This is a genomic window from Stenotrophomonas sp. 109824_Sma (genome assembly GCF_056480025.1).
The window spans coordinates 1322503-1340496 of the sequence record NZ_CM151078.1 but is presented as its reverse complement, the minus strand read 5'-3'; the positions used below and the strand labels follow the sequence as shown (position 1 = coordinate 1340496).

Sequence of the window (17994 nt, the reverse complement as noted above, 5' to 3'; positions counted from 1 at the left end):
TTCGAGTGCTGCGATGTGGAAGGGGAAAACGGGGTCTGGCAGCGATCGATCAGCGATAGACGCGTTCGCAGCGGCGCTCGACCACGCGGTCGCCGTTCTTCTGCTGGCTGTTGCCCTGGATCTGGCGACCGGCCGCACCACCGGCAACAGCACCTGCCACGGTAGCGAGCTTCTTGCCATTGCCGCCGCCCACCTGGTTGCCCAGCAGGCCACCGATCACCGCGCCGGTGGCAGTACCGGCAATGCGGTTGGGATCGCGCGAGTTGCGCTGCACTTCCACGTTCTTGCAGACCACGCGGCTGCCATCGTTGAATCGGCGTCCTTCATCGCGCGGCCCGTAGGTCTGTGCACCGGCTACCGACGAAGCCGCCAGCAGGGTGCCCAGCACAAGCAGTCGGGTCGAGGTCTTCATGGCCATCTCCTGAGTTCCGGTATGGCGCAAGTGTCCTCCCGCGGTTGGCAACCGGAAGTGAAATGCGCGTGTCCGCCACCTCATCGGCCATCGCGCGTTCAGGAAGAAAATCCGCGCCCATCACGATCAGCCATCGTGATGGGCGCCGTCTCCCTACCGGCGTGCTGCCTTGCTAGAACTCTTCCCAGCCACCGGCGTTGGCCGCCAGTGTCGGTTCGATGCGGGGTGAAAGCGCAGCGGGCCGACGCACTGGAGTGACCGTCGCAGCTACCGCTGCCAATGCAGGGCGTGCCACCGCCGCCGCCGTCGCCGCACCCGTGCGGAACACCGAAACCGCCTCGGCCAGCAGGTTGGCCTGCTCTTCCATCGAGCGTGCCGCTGCACTGGCCTCTTCCACCAGTGCCGCATTCTGCTGCGTGGTCTCGTCCATCTGCACCACCGCCTGGTTCACCTGTTCGATGCCCGAGCTCTGCTCCTGCGAGGCGGCGGAGATATCGGCCATGATGTCGGTCACGCGCTGCACCGACGCCACGATCTCGCCCATCGTGGTGCCAGCCTGGCGAACCAGCGCCGATCCATCGGCGACCTTGCCGACCGAATCCTCGATCAGGCCCTTGATCTCCTTGGCCGCACCGGCCGAGCGCTGGGCCAACGTGCGCACCTCACTGGCCACCACCGCAAAGCCCCTGCCCTGCTCGCCGGCGCGCGCAGCTTCCACCGCCGCGTTCAACGCCAGGATGTTGGTCTGGAAGGCGATACCGTCGATGACCGAGATGATCTCGGCGATCTTCTTCGACGAGGCTTCGATGGCCGACATCGTGGTGACCACCTGTCCGACCACCTCGCCGCCCTGCGAGGCGACACCGTGCGCGCCGATGGCAAGCTGGTTGGCCTGGCGGGCATGCTCGGCGTTCTGCTTCACGGTAGAGGTCAGCTCCTCCATCGACGCAGCCGTCTCTTCCAGGTTCGCCGCCTGCTGCTCGGTGCGCCGCGACAGATCGGTGTTGCCCGAGGCGATCTCGCCTGCCGCCAGGTTGATGCTGGACGCGCTGGACTGGATGCGGCCGACAATCTGCTTGAGCTGGTCGACGGTGGCATTGCAGTCATCACGCATGCGGGCGAACACGCCATGGAAGTCGCCCTGCATGCGCACGGTCAGGTCTCCGCGCGAGATCGCCTGCAGCAGGGTCGACACCTGCACCAGGTTCTCGTCGGTGGTCTGCATCAGGCGATTGAGCTCGGTCACCATGTCGCGGAAATCATAGGCGAAGCGATCTTCATCGCCGCGCAGGCTGAAATCGCCCGCCGCCGCTGCCGTCGCCAGCCGGCGGATCTCGCTGTTGATCGCCGACAGGCTGGTCTTGGTCTCGTCCATGGCCTGGGTGATCGCCGCCTTCTCGCCCGGCAGCGGATCCATGTCCACCGACAGGTCGCCACGGGCGTAGTGCTTCATCACCTCGATCAACCGGTTCTGCACCTGCACGTGCGAGCCGACCAGCGCATTGGTCTCATGCACCATGCGCCCGTAGTCGCCGGGAAAGGCACTCTCGTCCATGCGGTAGCTGAGGCTGCCCGCATCGTGCTGGCGCGCCAGCTCACCCTGCGCCGCCATCACCGACTGCAGCTGCGCCTGCATGCGCTGCATCGACCGGAGCAACTGGCTTACCTCATCATTGCCGGAGGCGTCGATGCTGCTGTCCAGCCGCCCGTTGGCGATGCCATCGGCCAGCTTCACCGCCCCTTCCAGCGGACGGGTCAGGCTGCGGGTGATGGCCCACGCGGCCAGTGCGCCGAGAATCAGGCTGAGCACACCGAAGGCGATGGACAGGGTTCCCGTCCACGCTTCCGTGGCGCGGTATTCCTCTCGGCTGCGCGCGGTCAGCGCTTCCTGATGCCGCAGCAATGTCGAGATGGCCTCGTTCCATGCGGTTGCCAGCCCATGCTCGGCGAGCAGTTCCTTGGCCGCGCCGTCGAAATCACCCGCCTTCATGCGCTCGTGAAGATGCTGGGTGGAGGCATCGGTCGCCTTGCGTGCCGCGTCGATCTTCGCAACCAGGGCATCGCCGGTGGCGTCGCGTGGAATCCTGATGTATTTGGCCCAGATACCGTCGTAGGTCCGCGACAGCTCCTGCGCCTTCTGATAATCCTTGTCGAAATCCTCGCCACGCTTGATCACCATCAGCCGGCGGTGCATCAACACTGCGTTGTTGGTATCCAGCATGTCGTTCAACAGCCGCATCTTCACCATGTTGACGTCCACCACTTTCTCGAACTGGGCGGACTTCAGGTGATTCCCGTACAGCACCAGGCCGACGATGGCCACGATGAACAGCAGCAGCAGTCCAAACCCGGCACCCAGCCGGGATCCCACTCGGAGGTTGCGTAAGGCGAGCATCTCAATTCCCTTGATCATGGCCGTACGATCGATGGCGGCGCAGGCAGGGGAAACTTTATGGGTCGATATTATTATATCGATCCAAAACTCTGGAACTGTGCAGACAGATGTGAAATCAGACGACCCATGAAGGCGTTATATCCATAAGGTATATCGCCACGGGTAGCGCGAATGGGATCAGGCCGGGGACTGCCCCCCCGCTATCCGGCATTACGGTGCAGCAGGCCCCGGGAAGACCAGATCCTTTCCGAGCCTTGCCGCATAGACGCTCTCGAACTGGAACGAGAGCACAAATCGAAACCCACACGTCGCGGCGTAGCGCTTTGTGAAGCGGCAGATTTCCTCCCAGGTGCTTTCAAACCCGCTCGCGCGGAAATGAAACGAGCCGAGCAGGCCCACCTGCCACTCGGCTTCAATCCCTTCCGCTACGAGCGCCTCCGGCGGGTCGACGATGCCGAACCCGAAGCCGGTGTTGGACACTGGAAGATATCCATGCAAACCGTCAGCACCGTCGGAGTGCTCGGCCTGGATTGAATCCAGGGCGTGCAGTACGGCGCCCAGGTCGGCACCGGCTTCGACTTCCAGAAACAGCGAAATGCTCATTATCGAACCATCATTCTGAAGCCAACAGCTTCATGACTCGGCATGGCCGCTTTCGTCTTCGGCTTCATTTCTGTCCTGAAGAATTCCTGATTCATACGGACTGCCCCTGCCCACCTCACCCATGGGAGCTCGCAATAATCCGGCTACCGCTTCAGATCAGTGTAGGTAGCACCCATATCCTTTATGCCCTCCTCGCTGTTCCCCATGGACGCTCTCACCGCGTCCAACCAGTCCTCCCACGCACCTGGATCCGTGGGGCTTCGATCCTCCTTAAGACTCCAGCCAAGTGAACCCAGCAGCCCCCCCGATCTCATCGCTGGGGCCGCGGGAATAGTCGATCTGGAGGAAGTAGAACATCGCCATGTAGGCTTCCTCGATCGTCAAGAGCTGTTCTTTCACCAATAATCTCCCTGCATGCCCCATTTCCAGAGCGACTCTCGCCGGATGTCAGCGATCACAATCCAATGAGGGTATGCCGGTTGAAGAACCGCATCTTCCCCTCGATCGTGAAGTCCGTGCGCCTGATTTCACCCAGCATCATCTCGCGTTGGGCGTCGTTCAACGTACACGGCTCCAGGACATTGGCCTCCAGCACTTGACCTGGTGGCGCCAAACGCAACTCGACAATGCAGGCATTGCCCTCGGTTGGAACGCCCGCTGGCCACGCCGTCATTGCGATTGCACGCATTTGCTCCTGGTACGCCCCCCGCTCTGCTTCCTCTATCTGCGGGTCCGGCAGATCCGGCGGGTTCGCCGCCACGTACACAGCAGACTGCGTGGGCGTTGGCTCTGATAGCGAACGGACGATCAGATTGATCAGGGTGTTCTGTGAGGCCGTTACCGCCAAGGCGATCACCAGAGCTGTGTAGCTGACACCGCCAGCCTTCTGCAGTTCAAGGTGCCGCCGATGTGCCCCGCGATGCTCGGCATCAACCTTGCGGACAATCCTTCGACAGTGCGCCAGGTACAGCGGATTCGCCAGGATTCCAGCAAGCACGCGAAACACCACGAAAGAAAGCAAAGACAACCACGGCAGCCCCATCAGTACGAAGGCGGTCATCATCAACGGCGAAAGGATGAACCAGATCGCTCCCCACGCATGCATGCGCCGGAAGAAGAACCAGAGTGACGAGAACAGGAATGCCGGCCAGTTCCATCGCCTTGGCGCCCTTCCGGCAGCGTCGTCCAGGCTCCAGAAACGGCAATAGGTAGAGAACCGGTCCCTAACCAAAATCTCCAGTGCACTCTTTTCACTTGGCTCGTCAGCGGCCGAGCCTGCGTCTCGCTCCACACCAATTTCAGCGCGACTAAAAGCGGGCTCGATCTTCATTCGTTCTGATTCTTCATTCAAAAAACGCTGATACTTATTCAAAGGGTTGACTATTCTGGCGGGGCAACCGGGTAGCCGATCAATTGCCTGGCCCTGCATCGACTACCCGTTTCACACACTCCCACAAAAGCCGCATTCAGCGCATCAAATGAAGCAGATCATCGTCCGAACCGATGGCGATCTTTGGAATATGATTTCGAACACGCTCGGGGAGGTCGTCTTCGCGAATCGCAAGCTCCGGCTTGGCGATAAGGCGATAACCATCCCCACTTACGTCATGGCTAAAAATCCCGCGACTCGCCATTTCAAGGAAAGAGCGAAGATAGGCCTCGCGCTGAGCGAGTCCACTGAAATCAGGCAAACTCTCTTCAACCACGATGACGCCCGAGCAAACAGGAAGCGAGTAAATATAGTCACACGCCAATTGCCAGCTCTCGATGGACGACGCAACCTGGCTCGGAACGACACCACGCCCTCCCGTAGCAAAATGACAAACACACCCATCAGCACCAACCGCAAACCAATCAATGTCATTTACCTCAAGAAATTCTTCATCCATTTCCATATATTACTCATCTCCAAATATATTCCTGCAATTATCACACCTAGGAACAGGAAGGCCACTTCTCGGCCGAACAGCAGCAGTAAATTTGATATCCTCAAGCTTCAGACGTGGATTTGCCAGCATCAGTTCGTTTGCAGCTCTGAATTCTGCGCAACGACCAATAGTATTCCCACATGCTGTCTTGACGCCAAGGCCCCCGAGCGAATCAGCGTACGCCTTCAGGCCCGGCGCGATCACATCAGGAACAGGGCCACTCGACGTAGTCACAATTCTACCAGTTGTAGGATCAACAGCACCGATTGCGGTCGCTGGCGGGTTCCTTCCAATACCTGCGATGTACTTTATGAGCTGCTGTTCCGCATCGGCGATAAGTCTGACCTCCGAAGCGGCCGTCATGGTCCTCTTGGCGAGGAGTGCCTCCGGCCCGACCAAGGAAGTTCCGATGTCAAACGTGAGCTTTCCACCAATGTCAGCCGCCTGATCTACGTCTTCAAAATTCCACGAGTTCCTACCACCAGTCAGGTAGTACGCAAGGCCTGCCGTCTTCTCCATGTACTCATTGATGGCCTGACTTATCGCGCTGTTGCGTTTTTGGGAGAAGGCCTGCAAGCCAAGCTTGTCCATCTCCTTGTAATCCGAGACCAAGCCCAGCAGAACACTGATCTGGTTCATGCTTGCAGCACCCGCTAACAGGTCCTTTCCGCCGGTCCAGAGCCCGTTTACGAACGCAGTACCAGCGACCGATCGATTCGTCGACGACAGCCAGTCGGCTTCCGCACCGTAGCCTGCACCACGCAATAAATCGACAGTGTTCGAACCACACTCACCAACCAGCGAACAGTACACCTTCCTTTGCAGATCTTCGGTAGAAGAGTGAATGGCAATTTTTTCAAGGCTGACCCCAGAACCGGCATTCTTGCTCGCAGAGATGAGCTTATCGGCGTTTTCCGCCATCCATGCGTCATACTCCCCCTCATATATAGGTGAGTTATGCGATTCCAATGCAATTTTCGCAAGTGAACGCTGCTCAGCACATGCGGCAGATCCTGGCACTTGGCACGCCATCAACAACTTGTAATCGCGCTCCGCAGAGAGCCGCTCGAAGTTCTCCTTGATATCGCATTCTTTACCTGCATCAGAGCAGATAACAGTCGCCTGAAGGTACTCCATCCGCTCGTCATGATTCAGGTAGTTGTTCTCAACGGAGTTTCTCGCAATCCCCATGCTCAATGCCGTACCAGAAACTCCTCCACCAGAAATCCCTCCCGCCATTGCGCCGACTGCTTGCCCGAGCACCCTTACCTGCTCCGCCTGCTCAGGTGACAATTTGCCCCCATTCTGTTTGGCGTAGTAATCGCCAAGGAACTTCGCCGCCAGCTCACCACCACCAGCCGCCAACGCCCCACTTCCCGCCTTGCCACCATTGGCCTCTGCCAACAGCGCGCCCAGCAGCGCGTGCGACAGCATCTGCATGGCCTCGCTAGGCACAGCACTCTGCTTGTTCGGGTCAAACGTCTTGCCGATCAGTTCAGCCGCATACGGCGCCAGCGCGTTGGACCCCAGCTGACCCAGTCCCTGTCCTTCAACACCACCGACCAACGCGCTGGTCACTGCGCCGAGCGCGCGGCCATAGACGCCATCAGGGGCCCACTTCTGCTGGGTCACCAGTGCATCGGGGTAGGATGCATCGAACGCGACGAGGCGCTTGAACTGCTCGTCCGAAGGAAGCGCATCGAATGCCCGTCTCTCTTCGGGACTCATCGGCTCCCGATATTTATCCGTGATCTTCTTCGCATCTGCACTGCCAATATCCCAGGCAATCTGCTGGCTGGTGGCCATCACCGTCCCCGCCGCAGCCGCCATCGCCTGCTGGTCCGCCAGCAGCTTGCTCGCATCCGGCAATGCATCCAGCGCACGATGCGCTCCACTGGCGTCGGTGTTGATGCCCAGCTCGGCCGCCGACGTCTGTCTGCCACCGATCGTGATGTTGCCCTCGGTCAAGGTGGCCAGGGTGGAGCTGCTGTCGCTGCCCTTTTCCATCATCGGCAGGCCCGGACCACCTCGGGGTGCGGCAGTTCCCGGCTTGGGCGTCCAGCCATCCATCTCCCCGCCCGCACCACCACTGATGCTGCCGGAGCTGGCCGTGTAGTCCATGTGGTTCTGCAGGTCAGTGAACGTCAGCGAGTCCGCAGTCAGTTCACTGTTGCCCGCATCGGTGCTGGCAATCGCACCACCCACCAGGTTCACGTGGCCGGCATCGACGTGGTACCCGCCATTGCCGGCAAACAGGCCGCTCTGCTGGCCAACACCCTGATAGCTGCCGCTGGCCTTGCCTGCACTGGCGTAACCGTCGGCATTCCACGCGGTGCCGAGCGACACCTGCACACGCCCACCCACCTGGCTGTTCTTGGACATGCTCTCGGCGATGTCCTGCAACGACTCGATGGTCAGCGTGCCGCCGGTCTTGACGTCGATGCGGTCGGCGGTCGCCGTGGCGCCACGCAGCGTTGTATCGCCCTCGGCCTTCATCGAGATGTTCTTGCCGGTCAGCGTGGTGTTCTGCCAGGTGCTACTCTCGGCATTGGCCTTGCTGCTGCCAACACTCGCCTCGGCGTACACATACACGCCGGTCTGCGCGCCTACAGAGACCCCCACGCCGACTTCGGCGCCGGCATTGCTGCTCTTGCTGCGGTCGGCCACATGCGCCTTGCCAGCTTCCAGCAGGATATCTCCGGCCGAATCCAGGCTGAGGGTGTTGCCTGCACTCAGGTTGCCCTGAACAACATGGATGTCGCCCTGGGTGCTGGTGAGGTTGACGTTGCCGCCGCCCTGGATGGTGGAACCACGCGACACCATGCTGCTGCCATCGGCACTGCTGTTGGCGGTCTTGAAGCCGATGCCTGCTTCAGCACGGAACAGTTCGCCACTGCCGCCATGGCCGGAAAGCGCCGAGATCGCACTGGCTGCCTGGTACGCGTTGGCGCCCGCTGCCATGCCCTGCATCTTCTGCAGGCGATCATCTGACTGACGGGCCGCGTCCACGTTGTTGATCAGGTCGATCAACGGCGACTTCACCCGCGCGAACACGCCGATCTTCAGGTCCTTGTCGCTCTGCGAGTAGTGACCACTCTCATCAGCGGTCAGCAGCTCGATTTCGGCGGCGGTGATGTTCACGTCCTTGGCGGCCACCACGTTGCTGGCCGTCTGCGTGTACTTGCCACCGGCGGTCAGGTTCACGCTGCCGCCCAGACTGCCGATGCTGCTGGCCACCTGTGACACCTGCGCGCTGTCGTCCTGGTGCTGCTCGCGGTGCCAGCCGGAGAACTTCTCTGTATCCGATATCTGTACCGTGCCGATCGCCTTGCTGTCCGACGTATTGGCGTTACTGACCGTATCCTGCCCGCTGCGGACCAGCAGATCACCGGCCGCACGGATGCTGACGTCCTTCTCGGCGGCGATGTTGGCTGCGGTCAGGCTGATGTTGCCCTCGGTGGTGGCCATGCGCACGCCGCCGCCGACCGACAGCTGCGTGCCGGTGATGGTGTCACTGCTGCCGCTGCCCTGGCTCTGCGAGTTGTTGGTACCGAACGGCAGACCGCTGGTGTTGTTGGCAAAGCCCCAGCCCTTGCCGCGGCTGCTGCTGTCGCTGCGCTCGGTGTTGTGGGCCACCTCGAACACGATGTCCTTGGTGGCCAGCAGTACGGCGTTGCCCTCGGCTGACATCTGCGTGCCCTGGCTGAGGATCGAGCCGCCGTTGGCAATCACCGTGAGATCGCCGCCTGCAGCCAACTGGCTGACGCGTGCATCACTGGTCGAATGGCTCTGTTCGCTGTTGGTGCGCTGGCTGCCGGCAGTCACCACGGTCGAAGTGGTGGCCGCGCGCAGGCCGGAGGCTGCGCCTTCAGCGGTGCGGGTGATCCGCCCCATTGCCGAGCCACTGTCGGCCATGCCGTCGGTGGTCGAATCGCGGGCGCTGCGGTAGGCCTTGGTCGGGTCGTAGGTCACGCCCACCGAGAAGCCGCTGGACTTGCTGGCCTGGCTGGATTGGCTGTCCGTGGTGTCCTGTCGCGCCAGCAGCGCAATGTCCTTGCCCACCAGTGCCAGGTTCTCGCCTGCAGCGACGTCCGAGGCCTCGATCGTCAGTGTGTTGCCAGCATTGATCAGCACATTGCCGTCGCGCGAGGCGATCGCCGATCCCACCTGGGTGGTGGACTGCTCGGCATGAGTGCTGCTGTTCTTCGCGCTGCTGTAGCCAACCGATGCCACGCCGTTGCCGAAGCCTCCGGTAACGCCGGATTTCTTTTTGCTCTCGCTGGACTCACTGCTGTGATGGTCCTCGGCGGCAGTAATCAGCACATTGTTGCCAGCCCCCAGGATCACGTTGCCGGTGGCATCGACCACCGCACCTGCCGCAGTCAGATCGCGGCCAGCCGTGATGTTGATGCGCTCGCCCTGGATCGCCGTGCCGATGGCATAGCTGTCGCTGGCGTCGACGCTGCGCGTGGTGGTGGTGCTGGAGAGCGTCTTCTTTTTCTTGTCGTAGCTGTCCAGACTGTAGTCGTGCGTCTCGTTGGCCGAGAGCAGGTTGACATCGCGGCCTGCGGCCACGCTTACCGTGCCGTCATTGCTGTCGACCAACGCGGCGGTCAGGTTGACGTCCCGGCCAGCCTTCAGGAGCAGATTGTCCCCTGCCTGCAACGTACTGCCCCGCACCCTCTCATCACGCTGGCTGACCTGCAGCAAGCTGCGCTTGCCCCCATTGGCAGAATCGCTGCTCTCGCTGTCCACCAACGCCTGGCTGTTGATGTCCCCACCGGCCTGCAACGCCAGGCCGGCCCCCGCCTTGATCTGCGCGGCGGCCAGGGTGATGTCCTTGCCAGCGGCCAGCACCACGTCGCCAGCGCCCTGCACCGACGAGGCGGCGTGTGTCGTCCTGCTGCTGCGCTGGTGGTTGCGCTCGTCGAAGGTGGCGTCGCGGCGTTCCTCCAGCGCAATCGCGCCAACATCCAGATTGCCGCCTGCGGCCAGCTGGGTCAGGCCGTCAGTGCCGGCGTTGCGGAGCTGTGCGGCCTGCAGGCTGATGTCACCGCCGGCCACCACCGACAGCATGCCGTCGCCACTGGGGTTGGTTACATACAGGCCGGCGACCCGATCGATGCGGTTGGTCTCGTACTGGTTGGTGCCACCGCCCCGCTGTGTCTCCACCGTGGAGGCCACCGTGACGTTGCCCGCGGCCTTGACCGACAGCGCATCGGTGGCCGTCACGGCGGCACCGACAACGCGGATGTCCTTGTCCGACGACAGCCCGACGTACTGGCCGGAAATGCTGCCGCCGAGGTGCTCGATGTTGCCGGCATCGATGGTCACCAGCTTGCGGCCGGCGATATTGCCGGTGTTGACCAGGCCATTGCCCAGTTTGATATCGACATTGGCACCGGCCAGCAATGCACCGTTGCCGTCCAGGTCGCCCGGGCGCAGGCGCAGGTAGACCTGCGGCACCAGCGCGGTGGTGGTGCTGCCATCGGCCAGGGTGACGGTCTGCTCGACCAGCCAGACGATGTCACTGGTCAGCTGTGCCATCTGTGCTTCGGTCAGCGCCACGCCGGGACGCAGGCCCCATTCGCTGGCCACCGTGGCACCGGCCTCCAGCAGCGCGCGGTACTGCGCCTCGTCGCTGGCGTAACCATCGAGGAAGCGGCGACCGGTCAGCTGGCCGATCTGCTCTCGCACCAGTTTCTGCTCGTAGTAGCCATCCCCCAGGCGCTTGTGCACGGTATCGGGCGAGTAACCCATCTTGCCCAGCAGGTGGTCCGAGCTCAGCCACGTCTTGTGATCGGTGAAGCGCGGATCGGTCTCGACCAGATAGTGGCCACTGTTGGGATTGACGTTGAACAGGCTGGCGCTCGGCGCGCGCGTGTCCGGTGCGCCCATCGCGATGCGGTCCGGCGATCCACCACTGGCCGCGACCACGCGCGGCCCATAGGTGCCGCTGTTGCCGCTCACGCCGCCGACGCTACCGCCCTGCTGGGTGCCGGCGGCATCGGCCGCCGGTGCCAGCGCGCGTTCGGCACCGGTGCCGGTGGACTGGCCCGGCCCCTGCGCACCGCCGTGGCCCGGCCCATCCGGCAGGGTCTTGGGACCCTGCACGTTGAGGTTGGCCATGGCCGAACCGTTCTGCACGTTCGGCGCGTTTCGTCCCTGGTTGAGGTTGCTCAGGTCACCGACGTCGATGCTCAACGAGCCGCCGCTGACAATGCTGCCGCCAATTTTACCGGTCACCTCGGAAATGGCCGGAGTGCTCCAGGTCATTACGTCACCGCCGAAGGTATGGCTGACGTTGGAGAACTGATGCGTGCGATACAGCGTGGCCGCCAGGTTTTCCACCTTCGCCGCGCCGCTCAGGCCGACAATGTCCAGATCGCCGCCGGCGGCGATGCTGCCGTAGTGATTGCGCAGGCCATCGGTGCGGATGCGCATCGCGCCCCCGGACCGGATGACCGCATCGGCACCGACGCCCGGCTGCAACACGTCTTCGGTCACCGTGCGCGTGGCCAGGCGGTACTGCTCGTTGGCACTGGTTGAACTGCCGCCCGCAAACTGTGGACTGGTCAGAATGCGGTCGGGATCGTAGTCCTTGAAGGTCCACAACTGCACGCAATTGGTCGTGCAGGTGCCATACGCCGAGGAGTAGGTGAGTTTGTCATCGACATAGCGGAATGCCGGCGAATCGGGATGCAGGGTGCTCAGCTCGGCAAAGGGATCGTCGGCACCACCGGCAACCTGGTCCGGATTGACTTGGTTGTCCTGGCGGCCGACGTAGTACATCACCACCGTGCCATCCTGCACGTTCAGGCGCGCGCGCTCGCCCAGGCCGGCATACAGGCCACCGCGTCCGAAGAAGTAGGCACTGGTCTTCGAGCTCAGGCGCACCACCGCGCGATGCACGGTGAAGCCATCAGGCGTGATGTGCGGCGTGTCTTCGAGGATGTCGGCCGGGTCGAGGTAGTACACCTCGTGCGCGGAGTAGTGGCTGGTACTGCGGATATCCTCGGTGCCGTTCTTGCCGTTGCGCCACCATGCCGGGCGGTCCAGCCGCACCGGATCCATCACGGTCGTGGCCTGTGTGATGACCACGTTCTCGCGGATGTTGTTGACCACCTGCGCATCGATGGACAGGTTGCCGGTCACATCGATGACCGAGCTGATGTTGTCGATCCGCCCGGCAATGCCGCTGGCGATCCGGTCAGCGTCGAGCGTGCCGCCGATGGCAGCATCACCACCGCTGTAGATCAGGCCCTTGCCGGTGTTCTGCAGCTCGCGCACGCCCAGGTCCAGGCGCTCACGTGCGGCCACGGTGCCGACGCGGGTGGCACCACCGGCCTCTTCGGCGCGGTTCTTCAGCACGCCGGTGGAGATCGCCACGCGATCACCGTAGATGCGCCCGGTGCCGAGATTGTCGATTTCGCCGGCCTCCAGGTGGGTCAGCGCGCCATCGATCAGGCCCCGGTTGGTCAGCTGGCCACGGGCATTGAGGTGGGTCGTGCCCTGGCTGGAGATCTCACCCGAAGTCGCATTGGTGATGTTCTGGGCGTTGAGGTCGAGGTTGCCACCGCGCACCACACCCTGGTTGTCGAGGTCGCCGGACAGATTCAGCGACAGCGTGCCGTTGGCGATCCATTCGCCACGTTGGCGCATGCCCTGCTGCAGGGTGAGGCCGAGGTCACGCTGCGCATGCACCTGGCCGTCTTCGCTGAGCGCACGTGCCACCAGGGTCTGGCTGCCATCGGCGCGCAGCAGGCCACCGCTGTTGGCGACGTTGTCCGCCTGGCTGTCCAGGTTGCCGCCGGTGCTGATCACGCCGCCGGTGTTCTGCAGCTGGCCGTTGATCTGCAGCCGCGCACCGCCATCGGTGACGATCTGGCCCTGGCTGTTGTCCAGCCACTGGGCGCCGAACTGCAGCTGGCCCGCCTGCAGGCCACGCGTGCCGTCGCCGCCACGGGTGTTGCGGTTGTCCACGCTGGCGGCAGTGAGGGTCAACCGCTGCCCGGCCGCGATCGCGCCGGCGGCGTTGTCCAGGTGCCCGGCCAGGGTCAGGTCGAGGTTGCGCCCGGCCTGCACGCGACCACTGGCATTGGCCAGGCTCGCCGCCTGCAGGGACAGATCCGCGGAGCTGGCAAGTGTTCCACCGCCACTGTTGTCGACGCGGGCCAGCAGCAAGCGCGCATCGCCTTGTGCATTGACTGCGCCGCCACGGTTGTCCAGCACGCCACCATCCAGCTGCAGCTTCCCGGCTGCCAGCAATCCACCGCTGCCGGCGGTGGCGCGGTTGTCGATGTCCTGCCCGGCCGTGTTGATGGTCAGGTCGGCCGCCGACTGCACGCGACCACCCTGGTTGTCCATCGCGCCACTGCGAACGATCAGGTCGCCCTTCTGCGTGCCCAGCGTGCCGGCGCGGTTGTCCAGCCGCTGGCCGCGGGTATCGATGTCCAGCTGGCCGCCCAGCAGCGTACCGCGCTGGTTGAGCAGGCCATTGGCCTGCAACTGCAGGCGTTCGCCGGCCTGCATCGCACCGTCGCTGTTGTCCACGCCTCCTGCCGTGGTCACCGTCAGGTCCTTGCCAGCGACCAGGGTGCCGTGGCGGTTGTCGAGGCTGTCGGCGTCCAGGGTCATCGTGCCGGTGCTGGACAGCAGGCCCTGCTCGCCATTGTCCAGGCGACCGTCAACGCCCAGCACCAGCGCGCTGCCGCCCGCATGCACGGTGCCGCCCTGGTTGCCGAGGCTGGCAGCGGTGACCGTACCGGCACCGCCGAGCAGTATGCGGCCCTTCTGGTTGTCCAGAGCGTGGCCGATCGCCAGCGTGGAGTGACCGGTGCCTGCGCCCTGCAGCGTGCCCTGCGCATTGATCAGCTGCTGCGCGGTGACATCCAGCGCGCCATTGCTGGCGAGCGAACCACCGCGATTGTCCAGCACACCCTGTACGCGCAGGCGCAGCGCGTCTTCACCCGTTGCGGTAAGCGTGCCACCGGCGGTGGTCAGGGTGCCGGCAGTGATGTCGACGCGGCGCGCCGAGGTGGTCGCCCCGGTCAGATCGAGGTTGGCGCCATCCAGCGCAAAGCTGCCATTGCTGAGCACGCTGCCGCCCTTGCCCAGCAGGGTCTGCGCCGAGACCTGCAGCTGGCCGCTACCGGCGTGCTGGATCCTGCCTGCGCTGTTGTCCAGCGCCTGCGCCTGCAGCGTCAGGTCACCATTGCTGGCCAGCGTGCCACCGGCATTGCCCAGCGTCGTCGCCTTGATGCGGCTGGCGCCTTCACCGCTGGCGATGATGCGGCCACCGGCGTTGTCGAGCGTGGCGGCCTCAAGGTCGAAGCGATCAGCGCCCAGCGTCGCGTCACGATGATCCACGTCGTCGGCGCGCAGGGTCAGCGTGGCCGAGGAGACCAGCGTGCCCTTGCTGCCGTCCAGGCGGCCGGTGGTGATGTCCAGGCCCTGGTTGCCAGCCTGGCGGATGCTGCCGCCACTGTTGTCCAGCCGTGCGGAAGTGACCGCCAGGCGGTTGGCGTTGCTGGCGATCGTGCCTTCGTGATTGTCCAGCGCTCCGGCGATCTGCAGCGTGCTGTCAGCCGTACCGGCGCCGCTGAGCGTGCCCTTGCGGTTGATCAGTTCGCCGGCCTCTACCTCCAGCGCGCCATTGCCTGCAATCGTGCCGCCACTGTTGTCCACGCGCTGCGCCACGCGCAGCCGCAGCGCGCCGCTGCCGGTCGCGCTGAGGTTGCCGCCAGCGTTGTCCAGGCGCTGCGCGTCGATGGCAATGCGCTCGGCCTGGGTAATGCTGCCGGCCCCCAGCAGCAGGTCGCCGCCCTCAAGCTCCAGCGTCGACTGGCTGAGGATGCGGCCGCCCGCACCCTGCACGCTGTCGGCGCGGATCTGCAACGTGCCGCCGCCGGCGTGTTCGATCGCACCACTGCGGTTGTCCAGCCATGCCGCCTGCAGCCGCAGATCACCGGTACCGGCCAGGCGGCCGCCGCTGCCGTTGTCCAGACGTTCGCGGGCCTGCACCTGCAGCGCGCCGCTGCCTGCCGCCAGCACCTTGCCGCCCTGGTTGACCAGGCTGCCAACCTGCAGCTGCACCTGGCCATTGCCGGAGATGCCTCCGCCGCTGTTGTCCAGCGTGTCGCGCACCGTCAGCGCCACGCCCTGCGTGCCGGCCGACTGCAGCGTGCCCTGCTGGTTGTCGATGCGACCGGCGTCGATGCGCAGCCCGCCGTTGCCGACGATCTGGCCGCTCTGGTTGTCGAGCGCATCGCGCACGTCCAGTGCCAACGCCTGCGTTCCCTGCGCAACGATCTGGCCCTGGCGGTTGCGCAACACATCGGCCTGGATCTGCACGCGCTGCGCCGACGTGGTACCGCCACTCACGTCCAGCTCGCCGCCGGACAGCACCAGCGCGCCGTTGCTGAGCAGGCGCCCTTCGCTGCCACGCAGGGTCTCGGCCTGCACCCGCAGGCTGCCGGTGCCGGCCTGCTGTACCAGCCCCTTGCGGTTTTCCAGCGTGATCGCGGTGAGGCCCAGATCACCATTGCTGGCCAGCGTGCCGCCGGCGCTGTTGTCCAGCACCGTGGCCTTCACCGAACTGGCACCGGTGCCGAGCGACAGCAGGCTGCCACCCCGGTTGTCCAGCGTCCCGGCGACGATGTCGAACCCGGCCGCACTGAGCGAGCCGTTGCGCAGCTCGGCGTTGCCGGCCGTCCATTGCAGGCGGCCCAGCGTACTCAGCCGGCCACCGGCGCCAGCCCAGTCGCCCGTATCCAGCTGCAGGCCCCCCTCACCGGCATGTTCGATGCGGCCACCGGCATTGCCGACCTGGCCTGCGCGCAACGCCAGCTGCGTGGCATTGGTGGCCAGCAGGCCACCGTCGTTGTTGAACAGGCCATGCACCGCCCACGACGATGCGGCCTTGCCGGCGTGCCGCAGTTCACCGCCGCGGTTGTCGAGCGACTGCGCCTCCAGCAGCAGGCCGCCGGCCACGCTCAGCGCGCCCTTCTGGTTGGACAACAGGCCCACCTGCAGCGCGGCATCGCCATGCACCTGCAGCGTGCCGCCCTCATTGCGCAGCTCGCCCCCGGCCTGCAGCGCGCTCACTCCCAGGCGACCGCCGCGGTTGTCGAGACCGTTGCGTGCAGCCAGTGACACCGCGCCGCCGTTGCTGATGCTGCCGCCGTCGTTGTCCATCATGCCGGTGATGGCGATCAGGCCCTCGGCCAGCGGCAGCGCCGGCGACGTCGGCGTGCCGGTCGAGCCGCCATTGCCGCCGCCGCTTCCCGGTGTCCCCGGCGTGCCGGTTCCGGGCGTTCCGCCACCGCTGCCCGGCGACGCACCGCCGCCAGGGCTGCCCTCATTGCCACCTGACGCCACCGCATCCAGTGCGCCGAGCAGGCCGTTGCTGCGGTTGCTGGCCGTGTCGGCCTTGAGCACCAGGGCCTGCACGCCGGTCTGTTCAATCACGCCGCCCTGGTTGCGCAACCCCTGCGCCTGCAGCTGCAGGCGCTGCGCATTGAGCGTGCCGTTGCTGTTGTCCAGCGTGCCGCCAGACGTGATGGCCACCTCACGCGAAGCCGCGATGGTGCCGGCATTGGCAATGTCACCACTGGCCTGCACGCGCACGTTCTGCCGCGACTGCAGCGCGCCGGTGTTTTCCAGGCGGCCATTCACCGTCACCACCAGCTCGCCGGCCTGCGCGCCGATGTTGCCTGCATTGCGCACGCCCACGCCGTGCTCGTTGCCGACCAGCCAGATCTTGTTGGCGAACATGCCGCCCAGCGCGCCGACGTCCAGTGCGAACGTCGGTGCCTCGCCGCTGTCCGCGCTCGCGCTGGCCTGGCTGTGGTCGGCACTGACCACGTTGCTGCCCAGCGTCGCCTGCAGCTGGTTGGCCCAGATGCCGGCATTGACCTTCAACGAACGGGTGATCAGGTCGGTGTAGTCGGCACGGCTGCTGTCCAGGCCATCGCCATCGATCTGGATCGCACCGCCGGTGACACGGTAGCCCTCAAGTGCGCCTGCACCGCTGAACATCGGGGTGCCGGTGGTCAGGGTGACCCGGCTGGCATTGAGGAAGCCGCCACCGTTGACCTGGATGCCGGCCGGGTTGGCAATGATCACTTCTGCACGCTGCCCGGCCACTTCCACATAGCCGTTGAGCCGGCTGGCCGGACCATTCACTTCATTGAGGATGACCCGTGCACTGCCGGTGGCCAGCCATGGGTTGCCCTGCACCCAGCCGCCCAGCTGCGTCTGCACCTGGCCGCGGGCGTTGTTGAGGATGACGCCTTCGCGGCCCACGTCGAACTGCGAATAGCGGTTGCGCGACACACCCTCCGCCGACGGCGTGGTGATGTTCACCATCGGCACGCCGTTGGGTGCGGTCACCACCGTCGGCCGTTCACGGCCGGGCGCATTCGGATCGGAAATGATGCGCGCATCGGACTGCGCCAGCGCAGGTGTTGCCAGGCTGACCCAGCCCAGTGAGCACATCAGCGCGAAGCCCAGCGGCGACAGTGCCGCGCTCTGCCGGCCCGGCACATGGCCGACCAGGCCACCGCCGCCCTTCACCAGCTCCGAAGCCACCTGCCAGACGCGCAGCGCGCGGTTGAAAACCAGACGATAGATAGTGTTCATGTCACGTGTCCTTG

Annotated in this window: 7 protein-coding genes; all 7 read right to left on the bottom strand. The window is 64.5% G+C overall.

Features of this window, described 5'->3' with window-relative positions; all coding sequences use genetic code 11:
• Positions 1 to 49 precede the first annotated feature (49 nt).
• The gene (locus ACZK1G_RS06220; RefSeq protein WP_014646414.1) at positions 50 to 418 is read right to left on the bottom strand and encodes a glycine zipper 2TM domain-containing protein; all 369 of its coding nucleotides are present in this window, start codon (positions 416 to 418) and stop codon (positions 50 to 52) included.
• Positions 419 to 584: 166 nt separating this feature from the next.
• Positions 585 to 2807: a methyl-accepting chemotaxis protein gene (locus tag ACZK1G_RS06215; protein ID WP_478448382.1), complete on the bottom strand. Its 2223-nt coding sequence runs from the start codon at positions 2805 to 2807 to the stop codon at positions 585 to 587.
• A gap of 210 nt (positions 2808 to 3017) precedes the next feature.
• Positions 3018 to 3410 (bottom strand): hypothetical protein, encoded by a 393-nt coding sequence (locus tag ACZK1G_RS06210; protein ID WP_049446392.1) that lies wholly within the window; start codon positions 3408 to 3410, stop codon positions 3018 to 3020.
• Positions 3411 to 3680: 270 nt separating this feature from the next.
• Entirely contained in the window at positions 3681 to 3809 is a 129-nt protein-coding gene (locus tag ACZK1G_RS06205) for a hypothetical protein (RefSeq protein WP_265093457.1), read from the bottom strand.
• Positions 3810 to 3864: 55 nt separating this feature from the next.
• A complete protein-coding gene (locus tag ACZK1G_RS06200) occupies positions 3865 to 4740 on the bottom strand; it encodes a DUF2628 domain-containing protein (protein WP_101765147.1) in 876 nt (291 codons plus the stop codon).
• Between the two features lie 136 nt (positions 4741 to 4876).
• Positions 4877 to 5305 (bottom strand): hypothetical protein, encoded by a 429-nt coding sequence (locus ACZK1G_RS06195; RefSeq protein ID WP_080347536.1) that lies wholly within the window; start codon positions 5303 to 5305, stop codon positions 4877 to 4879.
• 3 nt (positions 5306 to 5308) lie between these two features.
• Entirely contained in the window at positions 5309 to 17980 is a 12672-nt protein-coding gene (locus ACZK1G_RS06190) for a hemagglutinin repeat-containing protein (protein WP_233490844.1), read from the bottom strand.
• Between the last annotated feature and the right edge of the window lie 14 nt (positions 17981 to 17994).